This is a genomic window from Polaromonas sp., from assembly GCF_013817205.1.
GTDB lineage: Bacteria > Pseudomonadota > Gammaproteobacteria > Burkholderiales > Burkholderiaceae_C > Polaromonas.
The window spans coordinates 1-19,756 of the sequence record NZ_JACDDD010000074.1 but is presented as its reverse complement, the minus strand read 5'-3'; the positions used below and the strand labels follow the sequence as shown (position 1 = coordinate 19,756).

Genomic DNA, 19,756 nt, shown 5'->3' with positions numbered 1-19,756 from the left:
CTACAGGCTGATGCAGCAGGCCGTGGTCACCGATCCGGTGACTTACGCCGACATCGTCCTGCCCGCCGAAGAATCACTGGAAATAGCCTAGTGGAGCTAAGCGGATACCCCTTACAAATAAACAGGTATAAATTTTCCATGAAACCCGGTGCGCCTCCACTGCAATCTGCCCGCTTGCTCGATCAGGTGCGTGAGCGGGTTCGGTATATGCACTATAGCTTGAAGACGGAAAAGGCTTACCTGTATTGGGTGCGCTTTTTCGTGCGCTGGAGCGCTACCCAGCCTGGCGGCATGCGCCATCCGCGTGAAATGGGCGCGCAAGACGTGGAAGCGTTTTTGTCCATGATGGCCAATGAGCGCAAGGTATCAGCGTCCACGCATAACCAGGCTCTCAGTGCCATCCTGTTTTTGTACCGGGAGGTGCTGAACATCGATTTACCATGGCTCAACAATATCGGCCGACCCCAGCAGACCAAACGCATTCCGACGGTGTTGACCAAGGAAGAAGTGGCCAGCCTGTTGGCGCAAATGGAAGGCGTCACCGCGCTGCTGGCGCGTTTGCTGTATGGCACTGGCATGCGCTTGATGGAGGGCCTGCGCCTGCGTGTCAAGGATGTGGACTTTGATCGCCGCGCCATTGTTGTGCGTGAGGCCAAGGGCAACAAGGATCGCGTGGTGATGTTGCCGCATTCACTCGAAAGCGCCTTGCGCCAGCAGATGCTGAGCGCTCGCAGCCTGTGGGAAGCTGACAGGCAGGCGCAGCGCGGTGGTGTGGATACCCCCCAAGCTCTGGAAATCAAATACCCCCGGGTAGGCAACACATGGGGGTGGTTCTGGATGTTTGCGTCGCCGACTTTTTCTACCGACCCACGCAGTGGCGTAGAGCGACGCCATCACTTGTTTGAAGAGCGCCTGCAACGTGCGCTGAAAAAGGCGGTTGTTCAGGCGGGCATCCACAAACCAGTCTCGGTGCACACCCTGCGCCACAGCTTTGCCACCCATCTTCTGCAGTCGGGCACCGACATCCGCACAGTGCAGGAGCTATTGGGCCACTCCGACGTGAGCACCACCATGATTTACACCCACGTGCTCAAGGTCGCGGCGGGCGGCACGGCGAGCCCGCTGGATGCGCTGGCGGCTCAGCCGCTATCAATTCAGTAGCTGCTGGCGCCCGTATCCAGAGGGCTGGAGCCACTTTTTCTTGATATTCTGGCGCCTTGGTCACGCCTGCTTGACGAGCCCCAGCACATCCTTGAAAGCCGGATGTTCCGCCGTGCCCAGCCACTCAAACGCAACCATCTCGGTGGTCACCAGCTCGGCTCCGGCGCCAGCCAGGCGGTCGAAGGCGGCGTCGCGGTTGCGTTCGCTGCGCGAGCTGCAGGCGTCGGTGACGACCCAGACCTCGAAGTCTTCTTCCAGCAGGCCCAGCGCGGTCTGCAGCAGGCAGACATGGGCTTCGCAGCCAGCGATGACGATGGCGGCCCTGCCCTCTTCCTGTTCAGGTGCGGCGCGCTGAAGGTGTTTGGGCAGGCTGCGGGCATTGCCGCCCTGCGGCGGCTTGCGCACCGGCGGGCGCAACCACTCACCCAGGCCGTCGGCCACCGCATTGAAATGCATTTTGACCAGGGTCCGGCCAGCGGCGGCCTCGATGGCCGCCTGCAGCTCGGGCACCAGCGAGCCCAAGCCATCAGGGTTTTGCACCGTGCCCCAGGTGGGCACCTGCAGCAGTTTGGCCATGCGCGCCAGCCGCAGCGCGTTGGCAACGGCCTGCTCGCCTTCAAAAATCGCCGGCATCAGGCGAGCCTGGTAGTCCACCAGCACCAGTTGGGAGTCATCCACTTCAAGCAGCATTTGTTACTTTCAAAACCAAGGGTGGATATTAGCGCCAAGTGTCGCTCAGCGAAGCACGCGAGCCCGCTCCACGATGCGCGCGGCTTGCGCCCGTGAAGCCGATATTCCCATGGAGCCGAGCACGCTGCCCCAGGCCGCCGTGTGCGGCCCTAGCCGCGTCACCATGAACGTGTCTACCACCTCTGGCGTGGCGTGTTTCAGCAGTTCGGCGCCCTGAATAGCGCGCGCCATGGCCTCGCTCAAGGGGCGCGCCAGGAACTCGTCCGCCAAGGCCTCGTCCATCAGTGGGGCCAGCGCGCCCAGGGCCGATCAATGTTGCGCTGGACGCAGCCGCCAGAGCAGCGCGTCAACGTAGTTCTTGAATAAGGCCGTCGCATCTTGCCCAAACATGCGGATGCGGCCGGTGTGCTGCAACAGCAGCAGGCCTACGCCATGCGCAAACAGCGCGGTGTTTTCGCGCAACGCATCGTCCGGGCTCAGGCCCATGGCCTGCAGCGCCTCCTCGCAGGGGCGCAGCGCATCGTGCAGGCGGTCATTGAGCTGGAAATTCAGCTCAGTCGTCAGGCCGCGTGGGCGCATCCCCTGCACCAGGTAAAAACCCAGGTCCAGATCGCGCGGGTTCGCCGCGTAGAACCCGAACCAGGCACGGGCGGTTGCCTCAAGCAACTCGTCGGGACTGAGCCCGGCAGCACCAGCAGCATGCACCGCAGCGTCGACTGCAGCATTCAGGCGCTCCAGTGACTCGGCCAATAACGCCCCGTAGATCGCCTCCTTGTTTTCAAAATAAGAGTAGATCGCTCCGGGCGTGTAGCCCGCCTGTTTGGCGATTTCACGGATGCTGGCTCCTTCAATGCCCAGCCGCTCAAATACCGAGCGGGCGGCGTCCAGCACCAGCGCGCGTCGCGAATCGTTCATGACCTGTTGGCGCAGCAGTTTGGCTTCCATGATTTGAATATAAGCGCAAAACCGCAGGTTCAAGACTAAATTGAACACTTGACCATTAATTTAAACGCCGTTTAATATATGTGCAAAACCAACCACGGAGACCCACATGAACTCGAACGAACCCCAAGCCAGCACCGCCTCGACGCTGATGTCTGGCGACGACTTCCGTGAATCCCTGCGCCGCTACAAGCCGCGGGTTTTTCTGGACGGTCACCGGGTAGAAAGCGTGGCCGATGAGCGTGGTTTTGGCCCCGGCATCAATGCGATTGCACTGACCTACGACTACGCCCTGAAGGCGCAATATGCCCCCATCATGACGGCGCTGCAGCACACGTCCGGCAAGCGCGTGAACCGCTTGAACCACATCAACACCAGCAGCGGCGACTTGCTCAACAAGCTTGAGGCGGTTCGCCTGGTTTGCCAGGAAACCGGCTGCGCCCAGCGCTACTTGATGCACGACGCACTCAATGCGATTGGCCAGGTCAGCGCCCGCATCGACGACGCCAGCGCCACGACTGAAAATACAGCCCGCTTTTTGAACTACCTGCACCGCGTGCAAGACCAGGACCTGACGCTGGGCATTGCCATGACCGACGCCAAAGGTGACCGCAGCCGCCGCCCGCATGAGCAGGCCAATGTGGACAGTTATGTGCATGTGGTGGAGCGCAATGCCCGGCAAAACGGCCAGCTTGGCATCGTCATCAGTGGGACCAAGGCCATCGTGACCGGCGCGCCCTACATGCACGAGCTGCTGGTCATGCCCTGTCGCAACATGGGCCGTGAAGACGCCGACTTTGCCGTCTGCTGCGCAGTACCCATCGACGCCCCGGGCATCACCATCATTGCCCGGCCCGCCGGCCGGCCTGGTGAAAAAGTCGAACACGGCGCCCCACTGTTCAGCCGCAAATACGGCCAGAGCACCGGTGTGGTGATGTTCGACAAGGTGTTTGTGCCCTGGGACGACGTGTTTTACGCAGGAGACGATGGCAGCTGGGAGCACTCAGGCCACCTGACCTACAGCTACGCCACCCACCACCGCCACACCTGCATTGGCGCACGCGCCGGTTTTGGTGACCTGCTGATTGGTGCCGGTGCGCTGATGTGCGAGGCCAACGGCTTTGACCCTGCAAAAGAAAGCCACTTGCGCGAGCAGATGGTCGAGCTGATCACCATTACCGAAAGTTTTTATGCCTGCGGTGTGGCGGCCAGTGTGTACGGCAAGGCTGACGAACACAGCAAAACCTTCATGCCGGACCCGGTGTTCAGTAACATTGGCAAGCTGCTGCTGGCGACCAAAATCTACGACATGCACCGGATTGCGCATTACGTGAGCGGCGGGCTGATCGTCACCCTGCCCGGCCCGGACGAAGACCACAACCCAGAAACCGGCGCCAAGCTAAGCGAGGTTCTGCGCGCCAACCCAGCCGTGCCGTACGAGCAGCGTATTGAAACCGCACGTTTTATTGAAGACCTGACCGCCGGTTACCAGGGCGGCTGGTACAGCGTCATCAGCCTGCACGGCGGTGGCTCGCCCGCAGCCATGAAGCAGGAGATTTACCGCAACTACCCGGTTGGCTCCAAGGTGGAGCTGGTCGAACGCATCCTGGAGCGCGGCATCAACGCCGACGGGAGCGGTGAAGGTGTGCCGCACGACCCGACCCGCGCCATCACTAAAAACCGCCAGCCCGGCAAGTGCTGCGACACCGGTTGCACCACGCCTGGCCAGGCGGTGATGATCGACCTGCCGACGGTACAGGACACGCTGCCGTCGCGGCGCACCTCAGGGTAAAACGTCCTTTGACACGCTACCGTTTTGATAGCTGCTTACGCCCGTCTGGTAAGGGCTGAAGGCTGATTTGGCTCCATATCCATCGGCGCTTGCGGCAGCGCTGGCTGCACCGGCAACTGGGCAAACTTCAGCAGTCGGGTGGCCAGCAGGGTTTCGGCCAGAAAACACAGCAACGCGAGCAGAAAACATGCCACGCCGGCGAGAAAACAGACGGTGGCCATCTTCAAAATCGGCAGATTGCTGGTTTCACCGAGGAACAGCAGCACGATGGTCAGGCCGATCAGCAGCGCGCAAAAGGTCAGCAGCGCCAGACAACCATTGACCAGCCAGCCGCGGTGCCGCAGCTCGCCAAGTTCGGCATACATGCGCTTGGCCCGGGCTTCCTCGACACCGCCGTTTTCCAGGCGGTTTTCCAGAAAACGAGCCCGGTCAATGATGCGCGCCAGCCGGCCGGCCACGGCGGCGATCATGCCGGACACTGCCGTCAGCAGAAACACCGGTGCGACAGCGAGCTGTATGCCATGGGTGACCGTGGCAAGGTCAGACGCAAAATTCATCCGGGCTCCGCAGGTTGGAAGGAAGGCCACATTTTCTCACGCGCCGTCTGCGGCCTTGCTGGCCGGCAGCTCGGCGACAAAAAATTGTCGTCCCTGTCTGACACGCAAGGCGATTTTCAGGCGGCACACTGCATGCTTTAATTTCTGCGCCCGGACCTGCCGCCGCGCCTGTCGCACCCACCGGCAACGGCTGGAGATCGCGGGCCTGGATGATAGGATCACCCGGCGTTTTTCCAGCTGCGTCCGCAGCAACCGATGTGTGGGGCTGCCGGTGGCGGCCCGTTTTGAAGCCCGACAGAGGATTTATGACCGAACAACAAGCCACCGCCGCATCCCCCGTGGACGCTGGTCACCAGGAACTGCTGGAAGAATCCGCCCGCTACGCCCTGCTGCGGCGGATTGCCCCGACCTTGCGCCACCACCTTGCCGGCGCCATGCAACCCATCGGCATGGTCTCGGCCATCATGGACAGGCGGCTGCAGGCTGAGCAGCCCGACCTCAAGGTGCTGCGCGACAACAGCAAGTCGATCAGCACGCTGGCCCGCTCGGCGACCAGCGCCAGCATGAACCTGATCACCTGGGTGGCGCCCAGGGAAAACGGCGTCATCACCATCCACGACGGCGTGGAAGAGTGTGTAGGCATGTTGTCCACCGATCTGGCTTTTCGTGGGTTTACCGTGGCCAACAACATTGCGCCATCGGACATAGCCACCTCGGTGTTTGCACTGCGCAGCGTGTTCACCGGCGCCCTGATCGCCCTGACAGACGCCGCGCTGACACCGGCCAGCATCGTGATCAGCAGCGAGGTGGCCGGGGGCCAGACGCGCGTCGCCATCAGCGTGAGCAGCGCGCCCGGTGCGGCCGCCGCCGACGACCCGCGCCCTTACCGCAAGCTGCGCTGGACCGATGTGCAGGCGCTGGCCAGCGCCGAGCAGGTCGAGCTCACCCACACTGCGGACCGGGCGGACATGTATTTCAAGCCCGCAGAGGACGCCGACGTCACCGTCTGAGTGGGTGGCGTCCGGATTTTCACGCTACTGATTTGATAGCTTGCCAGGCTTGCCAATCGGGGGCCAGAGCATCTTTTGGCGTAAAATTTTGGCTGTCCGCCCGGCTTGGCCCGGCCCGGGCAGGCACCCATGAACAAAAGCGGAATCCTTCTTCACATCGCCGGCCTGTGGCTGCTGTCCACGCTGGACGCCTCCGGGAAGTGGCTGGTGTTGGCCGGTGTGCCCGTGCTGATGGTGTCGTGGGTGCGGTATGCGGTGCACACCGCCTTGATGACGGCGGTGGTGCTGCCGCAGCGCGGCACGGCCATCTTCAAAACCCAGTCGCTGCCACGCCAGCTGGTGCGCGGCTTCCTGATGATTGCCACCACCGTGCTGTTTTTTTCGGTGCTGGCGCGGCTGCCGCTGGCCGAGGCCACCGCCATCAACTTCATGGCACCGCTGTTTGTGATGGCGATGGCGCCCTGGTTGCTCAAGGAGCCGCATCGCCTGCACCGCTGGCTGGGCGTGCTGCTCGGTTTTGCCGGCATGCTGGTGGTGGTGCGGCCAGGTGCGCAGCTGGACCCGGTTGGCGTCGGCCTGGGCCTGCTCACGGCCTTCACTTTTGCGCTGTTCCAGATCTCCACACGCCGGGTCGCGCATGACGACCCGTTGACCACCAACTACTACGGCGGCCTGTTCGGCACCGCGGCCCTGACGCTGGCGCTGCCCTGGTTCTGGGTGATGCCCGATTTGTCATTGTGGGAGTGGGCGCTGCTGGTCTCGACCGGCTTCACCGGATTCTTCGGCCACTGGCTGCAGGCAGCGGCCTACCGCAAAAGCCCGGCCAGCCTGCTGGCGCCCTTCAGCTACATGCAGATCATCAGTGCCGCCATATTGGGCTGGCTGGTGTTTGACCAGGTGCCGGGCAACACCACGGCGCTGGGCATCGCGCTGATCTGCCTGGCCGGGCTGGGTGTGGCGCTGACCGAAGCAAGAATGGCCTGGCTGCGCACGCGGGAATTGCGCGAGCAGTGATCCATCCGCGTTGGCGCGTCAGGCCGGCAGCAGCGGCAAGTCGGCTTTTTTAAGGGTGCGCAGCACAAAGCTGGACTTGCTGTGCCGGATGCCCTTGATCTTGTAGAGCCGCTCGCGCAAGAGGCGCTCGTAATCACGCGTGCCGCTGACGGCGATGCGCAGTAGGTAGTCATAGTCGCCTGACACCAGATAGGCCTCGATCACTTCGGGAATCTTCGCCAGCGTCTCGCCGAATTTTTCCAGCGTGTTGTCAGAGTGGCTGTCCAGCGTGACCTGCACCAGCACGGTGTCGGCCAGGTCCAGCGCAGCGGCATTGATGCGCACGGTGTAGCCCTCAATCACGCCCGACTCTTCCATCTTTTTGATGCGGCTCCAGCAGGGTGTGTGGCTGAGGCCCACGGCCTGGCCGATCTCCTGCAGGCTGGCGCGTGCGTTGGACTGAAGGACTTGCAGGATTTTTCGGTCAGTTTTATCCATAAAGCAATATTTCCTTTATTTTTGACTTTCTAAAGTAATTATTACTGAAATGGACACAAATCAACAGAAAATTCGGAAGCACTTTCTGTGACCCCAGACGGATACTTGCTGCTGGCAAACGGACTTACCGGCCCGTGTTGCAAGGCAAACGCACCAGCGGGTTACCGCCCGCCGGTGCGTTTGGGCATCTCGGCATGGCGGGCGGATCAGCCGAACCTGCGCTGCGCATCCAGCGCCAGGCCGGTGCCAATGCTGCCGAACAGATCTCCCTCAACGCGGCGTGCCTGCGGCAGCAAGGCTGCAATCCGCGCACGCAGCAGCGGCACGCTGCTGGAGCCGCCGGTGAAAAACACCGTGTCCACCGCGCTCGCCATTACCCCGGCATCGCGCAACAAGCCGCCCACGCTTGCCGCGATATCGTCCACCAGCGTGCAGATGGCCTGATCGAAGGCCGCGCGCTGCAACAGCAGCGTTTCTCCCGCTGTGATGCGCCCCAGATCCATGCGCGTTTCACCCGCACCGGACAAGGCAATCTTGGCGCGCTCTACCTGCATCGCCAGCCAGTGCCCGGCGCGCCGGACCACTAGGGCCTGCAAGCGGCCCAGCTTGTCCGGCTCGGCGGCCTCGCGGCGCAATTCGGCGATCTGGGCGGTAGCCTTTCGGGTATACGCAAAATTAATGGTGTGCCAGGTCGCCAAGTTGAAGTACGGTGCCGAAGGCATGAGTAATCCACTGTTGAGCAGGCTGCCCAGTCCCAGCGTCGGCATCACGCTGGCTAGGCTCAGGTATTTGTCGAAGTCGGTGCCGCCAATGTGCACGCCACCACTGGCGAGGATGTCATCGCGCCTGTCGGCCCTGCCCGCGCGCTCGGGCGACAGTTGCACCAGCGCAAAGTCCGAGGTGCCGCCGCCGATGTCCACCACCAGTACCAGCTCTTCGCGGGTCACCTGCGATTCGTAGTCAAAGGCAGCGGCAATCGGCTCGTACTGGAAGGCGACCTCCTTGAAGCCCACCGCGTGGGCAATGCCGGCCAGCGTCTCCTGCGCCCGGCGGTCAGCGGCCGCGTCACCATCGACAAAGAAAACCGGGCGGCCCAGCACGGCACGCGTGAAGCTGCGGCCGGCAGTCTGCTCGGCGCGGCGCTTGAGCTCGGCGATGAACTGCGCCAGCAGGGTGCGAAACGGCACAGCCCGTCCGGCAACTTCGGTGTGCTCGTCGATCAGGGAGGTGCCGAGCAGGCTTTTGAGCGAGCGCATCAAGCGCCCTTCGTCACCGGCCAGGTAGTCTGCCAGCGCGGCGCGACCATAGCTGATGTGGGCATCTTCGGCATGGAAGAACACCACCGAAGGCAAGGTCGGCTTGCCGTCCTCCAGCGCCAGCAGTTGCACCTGCCCCGGCGCATCGGCGCGGTCGCAGGCCGCAGTCGAGTTGGAGGTGCCGAAGTCGATGCCGCAGGCGTCTGGCAAGGACTTCAAGAAAGTCTGGGCCTGGCGAAGCCGCTGTCGGCCCAGGCTGTCGCGCTGGCGCGGCTCAACTTGAAGGACGGCGGCACACGCAGCTGCGCGAGTTGCTCGCCAGCCTCGCCGTGCGCACTCAAGAGCGCCGACGGGTTGTCCTCATCGGGCTCTATGTCCAGCGACACCGTGATGCGCGCGCCACGGCAATCGCCCTCGACACTCTGGTGCAAGGTGGCATGCAATTGCTGCTCATGGCGGCGCACAAACTCCGACGCGGTTTTGACCAGGGTGCTGAAGGCCGTGCTGTCGAGTGGTTTGGGATTTTTCTTGTCGCGGCCCATGGTCCAGGGCCCGACCAGCGCGGGCTCAGGCTCGCCGTCCTTGATCATGGCGACGGCCCAGCCATCGTCGTCCTCGTTTTTGATCACGCGCGCGGTCCAGCCGTCGCCGCACCACAGCCGCGCCTCTTGCACCGGGCGGTCGTCATCGGGAACATCGGGAAGATCGGCAGAAGGTGCAGGGGAAGCGGTGTCAGTCACAGGCAGTCAATTCAGGGGCGCAAGGGCGCGGGTTGCTCCTTCCGATTTTAATGCGCGCTGCAGGAGGCGGGCGCGAGTTCCACCGTGCAGAATTTGCGCCCCGCGTAAACCTTGATGACAGCTCGGCCGCCTCTGGTTACGCTGTGGTATCCAGTTCTGCAACATCATTCCGGAAATACCATGACCCAACGCCGCGACTTCCTCACCACTGCCGCCGCTGCCGCCGCCGGCATCGCCCTGCCCTCGCTGGCGCGCGCCCAGGCCTTCCCCTCGCGCCCTATCCGTTTCATCTGCCCGTGGCCGGCAGGCGGCTCCACCGATGCCGTCATCCGTGCCCTGGCCGAAAGCGCCGGCAAAACCCTGGGTCAGACCATCATTGTCGATAACAAGCCCGGCGCGGGCGGCATGCTGGGCGCCAACGAAATGATGAACGCCAAGCCCGACGGCTACACGCTCACGCAGTTGCCGCATGGCGTCTTCCGCATCCCGCACATGCAAAAGGTGCAGTACGACCCGCTAAAAGACTTCACCTGGATCGCCTGCCTGACCGGCTACACCTTCGGTCTGGTCGTGCCGGCAGATTCACCGATCAAAAGCATCAAGGACCTGGTGGCCTACGCCAAGGCCAACCCGGAGAAGTTCACCTACGGCTCGACCGGCACCGGCACCAGCCCGCACCTGGCGGTTGAAGAATTTGCCCAGCGCGCCGGCATCAAGCTCACGCATGTACCCTTCAAGGGCAATGCCGACAACATGCAGGCCATCCTCGGTGGTCACGTGATGGGGGCCAGCGACGCGACCGGCTGGGGCCCCCACGTCGAGTCGGGCAAGCTGCGGCTGCTGGCCACCTATGGCAGCAAGCGCACCAAGCGCTGGCCAAATGTGCCCACGCTCGACGAACTGGGCTACAAAACCGTTTCCGACTCGCCGTTTGGTGTCTGCGGCCCCAAAGGCATGGATCGCGCCGTTGTGGAAACCCTGCACGATGCCTTCCGCCGCACGCTCAATGACCCGGCAGTGCTGGCCACCTTTGACAAGTACGACCAGTCGGTGATCTACATGAACACCGCGCAGTACACCCGTTTTGCGCGCGAAACCTTTATCGCCGAGAAAGCGACCATCGAGCGCCTGGGCATGGCCAACAAGGGCTAGTACCGCAACCAGAGCATCTCCGCTCAATCAGCAGGCAATCTGCTGCAAGCCACGACAGGCAAGCCTCTCGTGGCTTTTCCACGGGCTTATCCACAGGGTGGCCCACAGAAACCGGGGGCAAATCCATGGCACGGAGAGACAGCCATTCCTGCTGCGCTATGCTTGCGGGCTCCAACCGCAGGTGTGCCCATGACCCGATTTTTCCGAAGCATTTTCCCCGCAACCCTCATCGCCGCCAGCCTGCTGCTGGCCGGCTGCAAGGACGCCTCCGATGCCAGCAAACCGGCCGCCGCGGCTGCGTCCACGCCGGTGTCGGTCGCCGCCGTCGCGGCGGAGGCCAAGGGTTTCAGCGTCGGCTCGGCCATGAATGCGCGCACCGTTTACGTGTTTTTCGACGCCCAGTGTCCGCACTGCACGGCGTTGTGGGAAGCCGCCAAACCGCTCAAGTCGCAGGCACGTTTTGTCTGGATTCCGGTTGGTCTGCTCAATGCATCCAGCACGGCCCAGGGCGCGACCCTGCTGGCTGCCAAGGACCCGGTCGCGGCGATGGATGAACATGAGGCCTCGATGACAGCCAAGGGCGGCGGCATCGCTGCCGCAAGCGACATTGATGCGCAAAAGGCCGACGTCGCCAAAAACACCGCGTTGCTGACACGTTTCGGCTTCGCCTCGATCCCGACCATCATCGGCAACCATGCAGAGACCGGCGCCCTCGTCACCCGGGAAGGCGCCATGTCGACCGCGGCGCTCGCCGGGCTGTTGGGCCTGAAAGTTCCTACGCCATGATGGCTCATCAAATCGGACTCCAGCCCTTTATTCTCGGGCGTGATCAGCTCCTGATTTGATAGCGTAGACGCTCAGAACAACACGCGGCTGCGGATGGTGCCGGACACCTGTGCCAGCTTCGCCAGCGCCATGTCCGAGCGCGCGGCGTCGATGTCGATCACCACATAACCGATGGCCTCGTTGGTCTGTAAAAACTGCGAAGCAATGTTGATGCCGTTGCCGGCAAACACCTGGTTGATCTCGGCCAGCACACCCGGCACGTTGCGGTGAATGTGCAGCAGCCGGTGTTTGCCGGGGTGCGCCGGCAGCGCCACCTCGGGGAAGTTGACCGACGAGGTCGAGGTGCCGTTGTCGCTGTACTTGACCAGTTTTTCCGCCACCTCGATGCCAATGTTGGCCTGCGCCTCCATGGTGGAGCCGCCCACATGCGGCGTCAGGATCACGTTGTCGAGACCGCGCAGCGGCGACTCGAACACGTCCTTGTTGCTTTTCGGTTCGACTGGAAACACGTCAATCGCCGCGCCCAGCAACTTCTTGCTGCGCAGCGCCTCGGCCAGCGGTTCAATCTCCACCACCGTGCCGCGCGAGGCATTGATGAAGACTGCGCCGGGCTTGATGGCGGCGATTTCTGCGGCGCCTATCATCCACTGCGTGGCCTGGGTCTCAGGCACATGCAGGCTCACGACGTCGGACTGGCCCAAGAGGTCGTGCAGCTTGCCGACCTGGCGTGCATTGCCCAGGGGTAGCTTGGTCGTCACGTCGAAAAACACCACCTGCATGCCCAGACCTTCGGCCAGCACCGAGAGCTGGGTGCCGATGGAGCCGTAACCAACGATGCCCAGCGTCTTGCCGCGAATCTCGAAGGCGTTGTCGGCCGACTTGAGCCAGCCACCGCGGTGCGCCGCCGCGCTTTTTTCGGGCACACCGCGCAGTAGCAAAATCGCCTCGGCCAGCACCAGCTCAGCCACCGAGCGCGTGTTGGAAAACGGCGCGTTGAACACCGCGATGCCGCGCTCGCGTGCCGCGTTCAAATCCACTTGGTTGGTGCCAATGCAAAAGCAGCCGACGGCAGCGAGCTTGCTCGCATGGGCCAACACATCGGCGCTGAGCTGCGTGCGGGAGCGGATGCCGACAAAATGCGCGTCGGCGATTTTGGCCTTGAGCTCGTCACCTTCAAGTGCGCCGGGCAGGTTCTCGATCTGGCTGTAGCCGGCATCGCGCAGCACGGCGATGGCTGAGGGATGAATGCCTTCCAGAAGCAGAAATTTGAGTTTGTTTTTGTCGAGCGAAGGTTTGGTCATGGAAAGCGGTCAGGCCGGGACAGGCCGGCAAGTGGTTGGGCATGCAGTATGAATGAATCATTTTGCCCTGCCCGCGGCAAGGTCAGAGCCGCGCAGGCTCCTAGCTTGATCCCGGTGTACTGCTCACCGGCAAACAGCCATGCCACCAGCCCGGCCACCGGCGGCATCAGATACATCAGCGGGGCGATGCGCGCACAGACCGGCATGATTTTTGAATAAAAAAGCCCTCCAGCCCAATGGATACAGGCGCAAGTAGCTATCATTTTTGAAGCATGCCAGCTTGCCGCACCGGCTGCTGGCCGGCCCGCAACGGGGCGTGATACAAACAGCGCTGCTTTTGTCCCGGAATAAGGAATCCCTTGAAATTCAAAATGGCTGAAAAGTCGCTGTTCGCCGTGCTGCTGCGCTCATCATGGTGGATCAGCCTGTCGTTGGCGCTAGCGTTTGCACTGGTGTCCAAAGCCCTGTTGCCGCCGGAGTACTTCTTTTTCGGCGCCATGGGTGGGTTGCCGTTTCTGGCGATTGCCATGATCAGGCTGTGGCGCCAGCTGCGCGCGCCCAGCACGGCCCATGTGGAAGCCACGCTGGCGCAGATCAACGCCATGCCCTGGCGGGAGTTTTCTGCAGCGCTGGCGCAGGCCATGGTGCGTGATGGTTTTGAGGTGCGCCGGCTGGATCTGGCGAGCGCCGACTTCGAGCTGATCAAGGGCGGGCGCACCTTGCTGCTGAGCGGCAAGCGCTGGAAGGCCGCACGCCTGGGGCTGGAGGTGCTGCAGAGCCTGGAGGTAGCGCGCAACACCCGCGACGCCAGCAGCTGCATTTGCGTAACCATCGGTGAGGTCACCGACAAGGCCCGCAGCTTCGCCGCCGAGCACCAGATCCGCGTGATCCAGGGCACCGAGCTGGCGCAATTGCTCAGGCCGGTGTTGACTGGCAAGCCGGCCGCCTGACGCTCCTGTTTTGATAGCTGGACACGCCCAATAGACGTGGGCTGGAGCCAGATTTAGCCTATAACCGGGGGGTAGCCGCCCGGACCCGCCCCGCCACCGGGTAAGCGCTGGCCATCCACAGGTACATCAGCGCGCCGGCCACCAGGCTGGCGGCGGCAATCTCCAGCGACAAGGTGAAGCCCTCACCGACGCTGCGGCTGTGTCGCAGCAGCAGCGCCACCATGGGCGGGCCGGCGATCTGCCCGATGCCATACATCGCTGTCAGCAGACCCATATAACTGGCTGCCGCAGCCGGCCGCAGACGCCGCACCTCCTGCATCGCAAAAAAGGTGATGGCGGTGAAGGGAACGCCCAGCAGCAGGCTGCCGATGGCAAAACCGGCCAGCGTCGGGCTGAAGATGCTCGCCGCAATGCCCAGTGCCTGCACAAAATAACAGCCGGCCAGCAAGTGGCGGTAGTCACCGGTGGCCGGAATGCGTGTGGCCAGCAGTGCGCCGGTGATCACGCCAAATCCGAAGATGGGCCAGAAAAAATCAATCCAGACCGAGCCCGGCATGGCTTCGCGCGCGATCACTGGCAAGAATGTTGCGGTGATGATGTAGCCAAAACCGGCCAGACCGTAAGCGGCGGCCAGCCACACCATCTGCTTGCGACCGGCCGGCGCGTCCGTGCGCAGCGGCGCGGGCGGCGCGCCTGCACTGACCGCGCCCTGCCCGTCCCGCTCGCGGAAAGTGCGCCAGACCCACCCTGTCAGCAGCGCGGCCAATCCGCCAAAAATCAGCCAGCCCGCCGCCGCCCGCCACTGCAGCGCCACCATGCCGCTGGCGAACAGACCGCTCAACGCAATGCCAGCGCCGGGGCCGGCGTAAATCACACCCCCCATCATGGGCGCGTTGCGCCGCGCCAGCTGGGCCAGGCACCAGCCCGAGGTATAGACGAACACCAGCGCACTGGCCACACCGGCGGCAAAACGCAGCAGCGGCCACAGCACCGGCACGTGCAGGGCCATGCCCAGGGTCAGCAGCGTGGTGCCGACGAGGCCGGTGCGCACCCAGACGGGTGCGGCGACCTGTGGCAGAAAAGGCAAGCGCCTCCAGATCCAGGGCTGGAAGGTGCACAACAAGGCGCCGACCAGGTAACCGAAATAGTTCGCGCTGGCCAGCCAGCTGGCCGCCGGCAGGTCGATCACGCCGTCGCTGAGCATCATGGGCAACAGCGGCGTGAAGGCAAAACGCCCTATGCCCATGGCTGTTGCCAGCGACAACAGACCAGCGATGGCGATGGCCCAACGGCCGGGCTCCTGGCTCAATTCGCTCAAGGCCGTGATCCTGCGGCGCCGGTTTTGGCCGGCTCCACCAGCGCCATGCGGCGGCGCAGGCGCGCCGCCTGCTCCGCGTCCCCGGACTTCTCGGCCAACTGCGCCTGCACACCCAGCCAGGCCAGCAACGGCCGGCGCCAGCCCTGGGTTGAGGCGGTGTCCACCGCCAGCTGCAGCACCGCCGGGCTGGCCTGCCCGCGCTGGAACAGCACGGCCGCCGCCACCAGTTGCGACAGCGGGTCGGCGATGGCTTTCACGGCCGCCGCATCACCACTGGCTGCGGCGCGCTGGGTGGCTGGCAGCAAGGCCAGGTCCTGCGGCTGCAGGCGCCCGGCAAGGTAGTCCGCATAGGCACGCTCGGCGGCTGGCGCATCAGCGCGCATTCGCTCAAAGCCGGCGCAGGGCTCAATCACCAGGCTGGCGGTACGGGTGGCGCAGCGCAGCAGTTCCACACGCGCCGTCAGGTCCACACGGCCGGTGCTGGAGACTTCGCTGAGCGCACGGCCAAACTCCACGGCTTCGACACGTGTGTTGCCTTCCATGTAAGCAGAAATGGCGCGCTCGCTCGCGGTTTTGGCTTCAAGCTGCCAGTCGGGCGTTTTGGGGCCGCTGCTGCAGGCGGCGAGCGCCAGCAATGTGGCAGCCATCAGGGTGTTGGCATGAAGGTTCATGGCAGCTTGATCTCCGTGTCGCGGGCAAACGGCCATTTTCGGTTGACCTCGTTGATCAGGCTGTCCACCTTGCGCAGACTGGACTCGACCTCACCACGCAGCGTGCCGAGGTCATCGGTGGCAGCGCGCGCATTGGCGCCCACGGCCTGGGCCTCGACCAGCACCGCGTCGACTTGTTTCAGGCTGCTCCTGGCTTCGCCGAGCAGCGTGTTGAGCTGTACCACGGTGGCCCGCGTCTCGGGCATCACGCCCTTGGCACCGAAGACCTGGGTGTCGGTCTTGGCGGCGAGGCTGTCGAGTTTGGTCAGCAAGGCATTGGTGCGGTCCAGCGTCGCGATGAGCTTTTTAGCCTCTGCCTCATTGCCCAGCAATACACCGAGCACACCTCCCGGCCCGTTGAGCCGCTCGGTCAGCTTCTGCAGATTGCCCATGCTCGCCGCCACCGCGCCTTCACCGGCGGTCAGGCCATTGAGGTTTTCAAGCAGTTCCTTGGCAGCGGCCATCAGCTTGGGGATTTCGGCGCCGGTGTCGCCGCGCAACACCTCACGCACCGCGCCATCGGGCAGCGGCGGGTCCTTGAGCAGGCCGCTGTAGGCACGGATGTTGGTGCTGCCCACGAGACCGCGTACCAGGGTGAACACGCTGGAGGTGCGCAGCCAGTGGGCATCGCGGGTCGGCACGTCGACGATGATGCGCGCCTTGCCGTCATCGGCCAGCTCGATGCGGCGCACACGGCCGATGGGAAAGCCCGAGAACGTCAGGTCCATGCCGACCACCACGCCCTCGGAGTCATCCGACACCAGCACCAGCTTCTGCGTGCTTTCAAACAGGCCGCGCGCATACAGCACGTACAGCGCCGAGCCAATCACCAGGGCGGCCATGAAGACCAGCAGCAGCACCGCCTTGAATTCGAGGTTGGCTACCGGTGGCAACTGCACCACCTCGTCCACCGTGGGCGGCGGCCTGGCGGTGTCCGGGGAGGGGTCCTTGGGATCGCTCATGGTGTGAATTTTTTCATGGTGGGTTCAGCGACTTCAATAATAGTTGCCAACCAGGGACAACACCTCGATCAGCAAGATGACGGCAAACATACGTACCAGCATGCGCAGCTCGGTGCTGGCGCGCAGGCGGAGTTCCGGAGAGTCGTAAAGGGCCGAGGCCATGGGAATCAGCGACACCGCCAGGCTGAAAAACAGAGTCTTGAGCAGGAAGATCAGCGTGACTTCCGGGTTGAACACCTGCCCGAACAGACGCGTATATACCGCCACACCGGCCAGCGTAAAGCCGTACACCGCCAGGTAGGCCATCACCAGCGCCACCACGCAGCTGAGGGCGGCCAGGGTAATGGTCGAAAAAATGCCCGCTGTCACGCGTGGCAGCACTTCGTGGCGCACCGGGTCCAGGCCACGCTGCTGCATCGCCTCCAGCGCGCCGCTGCCGCGCAGTTGCGCGAGTTCCACACCGCTGGCAATCGCTGATCGCAGTGCCACAAACATGGCCGCGGTCAGCGGAATCAACTCCAGCACCAGCACCCGGATCACCACCTGCAGCGCGTACTGCGACAGGCCATAACTGATGGCGGTGACGATGACGATGCGGGTGATGACCACGGTGATCAGCGCACACATCAGTGTGAAGCCGAGCAGGTTGGGTGCGGTGTTGCGGTAAATGTGTTCGGCCAACACACGACGGTTGGGGCGCCCGTAACTGGAAGGCGAAAGTGTCAGCACCAGAATCATCGCGCCCAGGTAAATGAGCCGCCACCAGCCCAGCAGCCAGTCGCGCGCCCTGAGGTTGAGCAGCGCAAGTGCGGAAGGCCTGCGGTCGGCGGGCGTCATGACGCCACGGTAGCGCGTACGCCCGGCGCACCTTCAGCGTGCCGCAGTCCGCTCGCGCCGATCAACTCGTCACGAAATAAAGCAGTCATGTCCCTGTGCATGCGCGAAGTTTAGGCGATGTCGCGTTCAGGTGAGACGGTCAGCGCCTGGCAGTAGCGGAGGAACGCGTCCATGTCGGTGCCCTTGTCAAACACTGCGTCGGCGCGCAGCGCCAGGCATTTTTGGCGCATTTCCTCACTGAGCTCGCCACTGAGCACGACCACACGCTGATTGGGGCGGCGCGTGGTGCACCAGTTCAGCGCACCCACGCCACTGCCCTGCCGCAGGTGCAGGTCTACCACCGCCAGGTCCCAGGCACCGTCATTGGACGACAACCAGTTGGTCGCCGAGATTTCGTTGTCCGCATAAAACAGGACGTCCACCGAGGGAATGTCGCGCAAGGCGTCCACGATGATGTTGCGCAGCGCCACATCGTCTTCAATGATGAAAACCTTTAGCGAACGCTGCAACTCTGAACTCCTGCCATTTTTTACTGTTGACGGCATAAAACCCTTTTTGTGGCCCCGAGTTTAGGCGTGCCGGGCCGCTGGCTCGGCACCGCACAGCGGCCCCAGGGGATCCTGTGTTCATGCTATGTCATGGCGCTGGACTCAGACCGCCATTTGCTGGAAGCGGGGCCGGCCATGAGTGAGCTGTAATGCTGAAACCGGAAGTCGCTGCCCGCGCGATACAGGGCCACTAGAGGAACTTGCGCGCATGTGGCGCGCCATCATGCGACGCTTGCGCCTTGAGCACGCTGATTTCTCCATCACTCTCTATAAAAGCGGACTGAACCTCGGACAGGTCCTTCACGCCCTGCAGGCGCAACTTGCCCCACAATTCCTCGGTAGTGATCAGCTCGTGGCGCATGTTTCTGCGGTGCAGGCGTCCGTTCTTGATGAGCAGTACGGGCGGCGACTCCACCAGTTTGCGCACCCACGGCAGGTGGAAACTGCCCCAGTCCATCACGTAGTTCCAACCGGCAATTGTCAGCACCAGCACGCAGCCATCGGTAATGGATTCATAGCCGCCAGCCATGGCATTCTGTGACGCATCGGCAATCAGCACCAGAAGAAGAACGTCGGCGATGCCGAGGGCGCCCACATCTCGCCGCAACACAAACCTGAACAGAAGAAACAGCAACCAGTACATGATGCTGCCGCGCAGCACCAGCTCGAGCGGATTGAGCGAGAGCCCGAACAGGGCGTGGAAATCCAGGGCCAACACCGGCCCTTAACGCTGATTGAAGCGGTAGGTCGGTTTGGGCGCCCAGGGCCTGGCGACTTGCTGGCCCAGTTGTGAACCGGGTGCGAAGGGCCACGCCTTGATGCCTGAGGCAGGTGCAGGGTTCCCCTGTGGACCGGTGTTAACCGTCTTGTGGATGTGTTTGATTTCCTTGTGGGAATCCGATGACTCGTGCATAAGGCTCCTTGGGTTGTGGTTAAGGGTTTTTTCAGGCTTTCACTGCAACCAGGCCCACCGCCGCAACGCGGTCGGCGTGGCGATAGACCGGGCGTTCGAGTTCTTCCCCGAACACGTCGGGATCAATCTCGCCATAGGTATAGGTGCAAGCGGACTGGCCTAGGAAGGGCTCCATCTCGCGGATGAAATGGTCGGCGCCGTCGACGATGGCGACACCCGTGTACAGGATCAGGCAGCCTCCGGGCAGCAGACGCTGCAGCGCCTGGGCGCCAATCTTTACACTCAGCGCCCGGCCCAGGTCGCCTCCGCCATGACGGTAAGTGCGTGCGGTTTCATCCTCGAGGTAGGGCGGATTGGACAAGATGACGTGAAAATCACCGGCAGTCGATCCGAGCGTATCGCCGAGCACGGTTTCCACCTCCATGCCGGCTGCCTCTGCATTGATGCGGGCATACCGCAGGGCCAACGGGTTGATGTCGTTGAGGACGATATGCGCGCCCACCCGTAGCCGGGCCGCGATGATGCCGCCGGCACCGCTGCCGCAGCCTACATCCGCGATCCGCAGGGTGGTGTCCGGGAAAGCTGCCGGCATCTGGTCGCGGATCAGGTTCAGAAAACGGTAGGTGTCGGGGCCGAAAAA

24 protein-coding genes are annotated in these 19,756 nt (G+C 63.3%); 7 read left to right on the top strand and 17 right to left on the bottom strand.

The window, feature by feature from the left end; translation table 11 throughout:
- The first annotated feature begins 138 nt into the window (after positions 1 to 138).
- On the top strand, positions 139 to 1,161 hold the full coding sequence (locus H0W47_RS15065; protein WP_296925818.1) for an integron integrase: 1,023 nt from the start codon (positions 139 to 141) through the stop codon (positions 1,159 to 1,161).
- 60 nt (positions 1,162 to 1,221) lie between these two features.
- Here H0W47_RS15065 and H0W47_RS15060 read toward each other — a convergent pair whose 3' ends face one another.
- Genes H0W47_RS15060 through H0W47_RS15050 form a run of 3 tightly spaced genes read right to left on the bottom strand, consistent with a single transcriptional unit; the run spans position 1,222 to position 2,796 of the window.
- Complete coding sequence (locus H0W47_RS15060) at positions 1,222 to 1,851, bottom strand: isochorismatase family protein (protein ID WP_296925816.1); 630 nt, start codon at positions 1,849 to 1,851, stop codon at positions 1,222 to 1,224.
- A 45-nt stretch (positions 1,852 to 1,896) separates the two neighbouring features.
- Positions 1,897 to 2,133, bottom strand: coding sequence for a hypothetical protein (locus H0W47_RS15055; RefSeq protein ID WP_296925814.1), 237 nt, complete (start codon positions 2,131 to 2,133; stop codon positions 1,897 to 1,899).
- Positions 2,134 to 2,160: 27 nt separating this feature from the next.
- Positions 2,161 to 2,796, bottom strand: a complete 636-nt coding sequence (locus tag H0W47_RS15050; protein ID WP_296925812.1) for a TetR/AcrR family transcriptional regulator — start codon at positions 2,794 to 2,796, stop codon at positions 2,161 to 2,163.
- Positions 2,797 to 2,902: 106 nt separating this feature from the next.
- On the opposite strand from H0W47_RS15050, the gene H0W47_RS15045 reads away from it, so the two are divergent.
- Positions 2,903 to 4,585 (top strand): 4-hydroxyphenylacetate 3-hydroxylase family protein, encoded by a 1,683-nt coding sequence (locus H0W47_RS15045; RefSeq protein ID WP_296925809.1) that lies wholly within the window; start codon positions 2,903 to 2,905, stop codon positions 4,583 to 4,585.
- 35 nt (positions 4,586 to 4,620) lie between these two features.
- On the opposite strand, the gene H0W47_RS15040 is transcribed toward H0W47_RS15045, so the two are convergent.
- Positions 4,621 to 5,142 (bottom strand): DUF2721 domain-containing protein, encoded by a 522-nt coding sequence (locus H0W47_RS15040; protein ID WP_296925807.1) that lies wholly within the window; start codon positions 5,140 to 5,142, stop codon positions 4,621 to 4,623.
- Between the two features lie 305 nt (positions 5,143 to 5,447).
- Between H0W47_RS15040 and H0W47_RS15035 the strand changes: the two genes are divergently transcribed.
- Entirely contained in the window at positions 5,448 to 6,152 is a 705-nt protein-coding gene (locus H0W47_RS15035; RefSeq protein WP_296925805.1) for a hypothetical protein, read from the top strand.
- Between the two features lie 129 nt (positions 6,153 to 6,281).
- Positions 6,282 to 7,166 carry a DMT family transporter gene (locus H0W47_RS15030; RefSeq protein WP_296925804.1) on the top strand — a complete coding sequence of 295 codons (885 nt, stop codon included), beginning with the start codon at positions 6,282 to 6,284 and terminating at the stop codon, positions 7,164 to 7,166.
- 18 nt (positions 7,167 to 7,184) lie between these two features.
- Here H0W47_RS15030 and H0W47_RS15025 read toward each other — a convergent pair whose 3' ends face one another.
- The 3 genes from H0W47_RS15025 to H0W47_RS15015 all read right to left on the bottom strand — a co-directional run bounded on the left by H0W47_RS15025 (position 7,185) and on the right by H0W47_RS15015 (position 9,573).
- Positions 7,185 to 7,643: an Lrp/AsnC family transcriptional regulator gene (locus H0W47_RS15025; RefSeq protein ID WP_296925802.1), complete on the bottom strand. Its 459-nt coding sequence runs from the start codon at positions 7,641 to 7,643 to the stop codon at positions 7,185 to 7,187.
- A gap of 206 nt (positions 7,644 to 7,849) precedes the next feature.
- Positions 7,850 to 9,109 (bottom strand): Hsp70 family protein, encoded by a 1,260-nt coding sequence (locus tag H0W47_RS15020; RefSeq protein WP_296925823.1) that lies wholly within the window; start codon positions 9,107 to 9,109, stop codon positions 7,850 to 7,852.
- Between the two features lie 5 nt (positions 9,110 to 9,114).
- On the bottom strand, positions 9,115 to 9,573 hold the full coding sequence (locus H0W47_RS15015; RefSeq protein ID WP_296925820.1) for a hypothetical protein: 459 nt from the start codon (positions 9,571 to 9,573) through the stop codon (positions 9,115 to 9,117).
- A gap of 246 nt (positions 9,574 to 9,819) precedes the next feature.
- On the opposite strand from H0W47_RS15015, the gene H0W47_RS15010 reads away from it, so the two are divergent.
- Both H0W47_RS15010 and H0W47_RS15005 read left to right on the top strand, forming a co-directional pair.
- On the top strand, positions 9,820 to 10,791 hold the full coding sequence (locus tag H0W47_RS15010) for a tripartite tricarboxylate transporter substrate binding protein (RefSeq protein ID WP_296925800.1): 972 nt from the start codon (positions 9,820 to 9,822) through the stop codon (positions 10,789 to 10,791).
- Between the two features lie 189 nt (positions 10,792 to 10,980).
- A complete protein-coding gene (locus H0W47_RS15005) occupies positions 10,981 to 11,577 on the top strand; it encodes a thioredoxin fold domain-containing protein (RefSeq protein ID WP_296925799.1) in 597 nt (198 codons plus the stop codon).
- A 71-nt stretch (positions 11,578 to 11,648) separates the two neighbouring features.
- On the opposite strand, the gene serA is transcribed toward H0W47_RS15005, so the two are convergent.
- Entirely contained in the window at positions 11,649 to 12,878 is a 1,230-nt protein-coding gene (gene serA / locus H0W47_RS15000) for a phosphoglycerate dehydrogenase (RefSeq protein ID WP_296925797.1), read from the bottom strand.
- Positions 12,875 to 13,084, bottom strand: a complete 210-nt coding sequence (locus tag H0W47_RS14995; protein WP_296925796.1) for a hypothetical protein — start codon at positions 13,082 to 13,084, stop codon at positions 12,875 to 12,877. Before H0W47_RS14995 ends, serA begins: the two co-directional genes overlap by 4 nt.
- A gap of 153 nt (positions 13,085 to 13,237) precedes the next feature.
- On the opposite strand from H0W47_RS14995, the gene H0W47_RS14990 reads away from it, so the two are divergent.
- Positions 13,238 to 13,828, top strand: a complete 591-nt coding sequence (locus H0W47_RS14990; protein ID WP_296925793.1) for a restriction endonuclease — start codon at positions 13,238 to 13,240, stop codon at positions 13,826 to 13,828.
- Positions 13,829 to 13,886: 58 nt separating this feature from the next.
- On the opposite strand, the gene H0W47_RS14985 is transcribed toward H0W47_RS14990, so the two are convergent.
- From H0W47_RS14985 to H0W47_RS14950, 8 genes are all read right to left on the bottom strand, one after another.
- The gene (locus H0W47_RS14985; protein ID WP_296925791.1) at positions 13,887 to 15,146 is read right to left on the bottom strand and encodes a YbfB/YjiJ family MFS transporter; all 1,260 of its coding nucleotides are present in this window, start codon (positions 15,144 to 15,146) and stop codon (positions 13,887 to 13,889) included.
- Positions 15,143 to 15,817, bottom strand: a complete 675-nt coding sequence (locus tag H0W47_RS14980; RefSeq protein WP_296925789.1) for a hypothetical protein — start codon at positions 15,815 to 15,817, stop codon at positions 15,143 to 15,145. The genes H0W47_RS14985 and H0W47_RS14980 overlap by 4 nt, the downstream gene beginning before the upstream one ends.
- Positions 15,814 to 16,818, bottom strand: coding sequence for an MlaD family protein (locus H0W47_RS14975; protein ID WP_296925787.1), 1,005 nt, complete (start codon positions 16,816 to 16,818; stop codon positions 15,814 to 15,816). The genes H0W47_RS14980 and H0W47_RS14975 overlap by 4 nt, the downstream gene beginning before the upstream one ends.
- Positions 16,819 to 16,851: 33 nt before the next feature.
- Complete coding sequence (locus H0W47_RS14970; protein WP_296925785.1) at positions 16,852 to 17,655, bottom strand: ABC transporter permease; 804 nt, start codon at positions 17,653 to 17,655, stop codon at positions 16,852 to 16,854.
- Between the two features lie 110 nt (positions 17,656 to 17,765).
- The gene (locus H0W47_RS14965; protein ID WP_296925783.1) at positions 17,766 to 18,164 is read right to left on the bottom strand and encodes a response regulator; all 399 of its coding nucleotides are present in this window, start codon (positions 18,162 to 18,164) and stop codon (positions 17,766 to 17,768) included.
- Positions 18,165 to 18,393: 229 nt separating this feature from the next.
- On the bottom strand, positions 18,394 to 18,921 hold the full coding sequence (locus H0W47_RS14960; RefSeq protein ID WP_367265418.1) for a DUF421 domain-containing protein: 528 nt from the start codon (positions 18,919 to 18,921) through the stop codon (positions 18,394 to 18,396).
- A 6-nt stretch (positions 18,922 to 18,927) separates the two neighbouring features.
- On the bottom strand, positions 18,928 to 19,116 hold the full coding sequence (locus H0W47_RS14955) for a hypothetical protein (RefSeq protein WP_296925779.1): 189 nt from the start codon (positions 19,114 to 19,116) through the stop codon (positions 18,928 to 18,930).
- Positions 19,117 to 19,147: 31 nt separating this feature from the next.
- On the bottom strand, positions 19,148 to 19,756 hold a 609-nt coding region (locus H0W47_RS14950; RefSeq protein ID WP_296925777.1), incomplete at its 5' end, for a class I SAM-dependent methyltransferase.

Bases quoted from the DNA above. Each gene is read 5' to 3' on its own strand.
- H0W47_RS14975 (WP_296925787.1), bottom strand. From the start codon at position 16,818: ATGAGCGATCCCAAGGACCCCTCCCCGGACACCGCCAGGCCGCCGCCC.
- H0W47_RS15010 (WP_296925800.1), top strand. From the start codon at position 9,820: ATGACCCAACGCCGCGACTTCCTCACCACTGCCGCCGCTGCCGCCGCC.
- H0W47_RS14980 (WP_296925789.1), bottom strand. From the start codon at position 15,817: ATGAACCTTCATGCCAACACCCTGATGGCTGCCACATTGCTGGCGCTC.
- H0W47_RS15005 (WP_296925799.1), top strand. From the start codon at position 10,981: ATGACCCGATTTTTCCGAAGCATTTTCCCCGCAACCCTCATCGCCGCC.
- H0W47_RS14970 (WP_296925785.1), bottom strand. From the start codon at position 17,655: ATGACGCCCGCCGACCGCAGGCCTTCCGCACTTGCGCTGCTCAACCTC.
- H0W47_RS15030 (WP_296925804.1), top strand. From the start codon at position 6,282: ATGAACAAAAGCGGAATCCTTCTTCACATCGCCGGCCTGTGGCTGCTG.
- H0W47_RS15055 (WP_296925814.1), bottom strand. From the start codon at position 2,133: ATGGACGAGGCCTTGGCGGACGAGTTCCTGGCGCGCCCCTTGAGCGAG.
- H0W47_RS15025 (WP_296925802.1), bottom strand. From the start codon at position 7,643: ATGGATAAAACTGACCGAAAAATCCTGCAAGTCCTTCAGTCCAACGCA.
- serA (WP_296925797.1), bottom strand. From the start codon at position 12,878: ATGACCAAACCTTCGCTCGACAAAAACAAACTCAAATTTCTGCTTCTG.
- H0W47_RS14995 (WP_296925796.1), bottom strand. From the start codon at position 13,084: ATGCCGGTCTGTGCGCGCATCGCCCCGCTGATGTATCTGATGCCGCCG.
- H0W47_RS15050 (WP_296925812.1), bottom strand. From the start codon at position 2,796: ATGGAAGCCAAACTGCTGCGCCAACAGGTCATGAACGATTCGCGACGC.
- H0W47_RS15065 (WP_296925818.1), top strand. From the start codon at position 139: ATGAAACCCGGTGCGCCTCCACTGCAATCTGCCCGCTTGCTCGATCAG.
- H0W47_RS15040 (WP_296925807.1), bottom strand. From the start codon at position 5,142: ATGAATTTTGCGTCTGACCTTGCCACGGTCACCCATGGCATACAGCTC.
- H0W47_RS15035 (WP_296925805.1), top strand. From the start codon at position 5,448: ATGACCGAACAACAAGCCACCGCCGCATCCCCCGTGGACGCTGGTCAC.
- H0W47_RS15045 (WP_296925809.1), top strand. From the start codon at position 2,903: ATGAACTCGAACGAACCCCAAGCCAGCACCGCCTCGACGCTGATGTCT.
- H0W47_RS14955 (WP_296925779.1), bottom strand. From the start codon at position 19,116: ATGCACGAGTCATCGGATTCCCACAAGGAAATCAAACACATCCACAAG.
- H0W47_RS15060 (WP_296925816.1), bottom strand. From the start codon at position 1,851: ATGCTGCTTGAAGTGGATGACTCCCAACTGGTGCTGGTGGACTACCAG.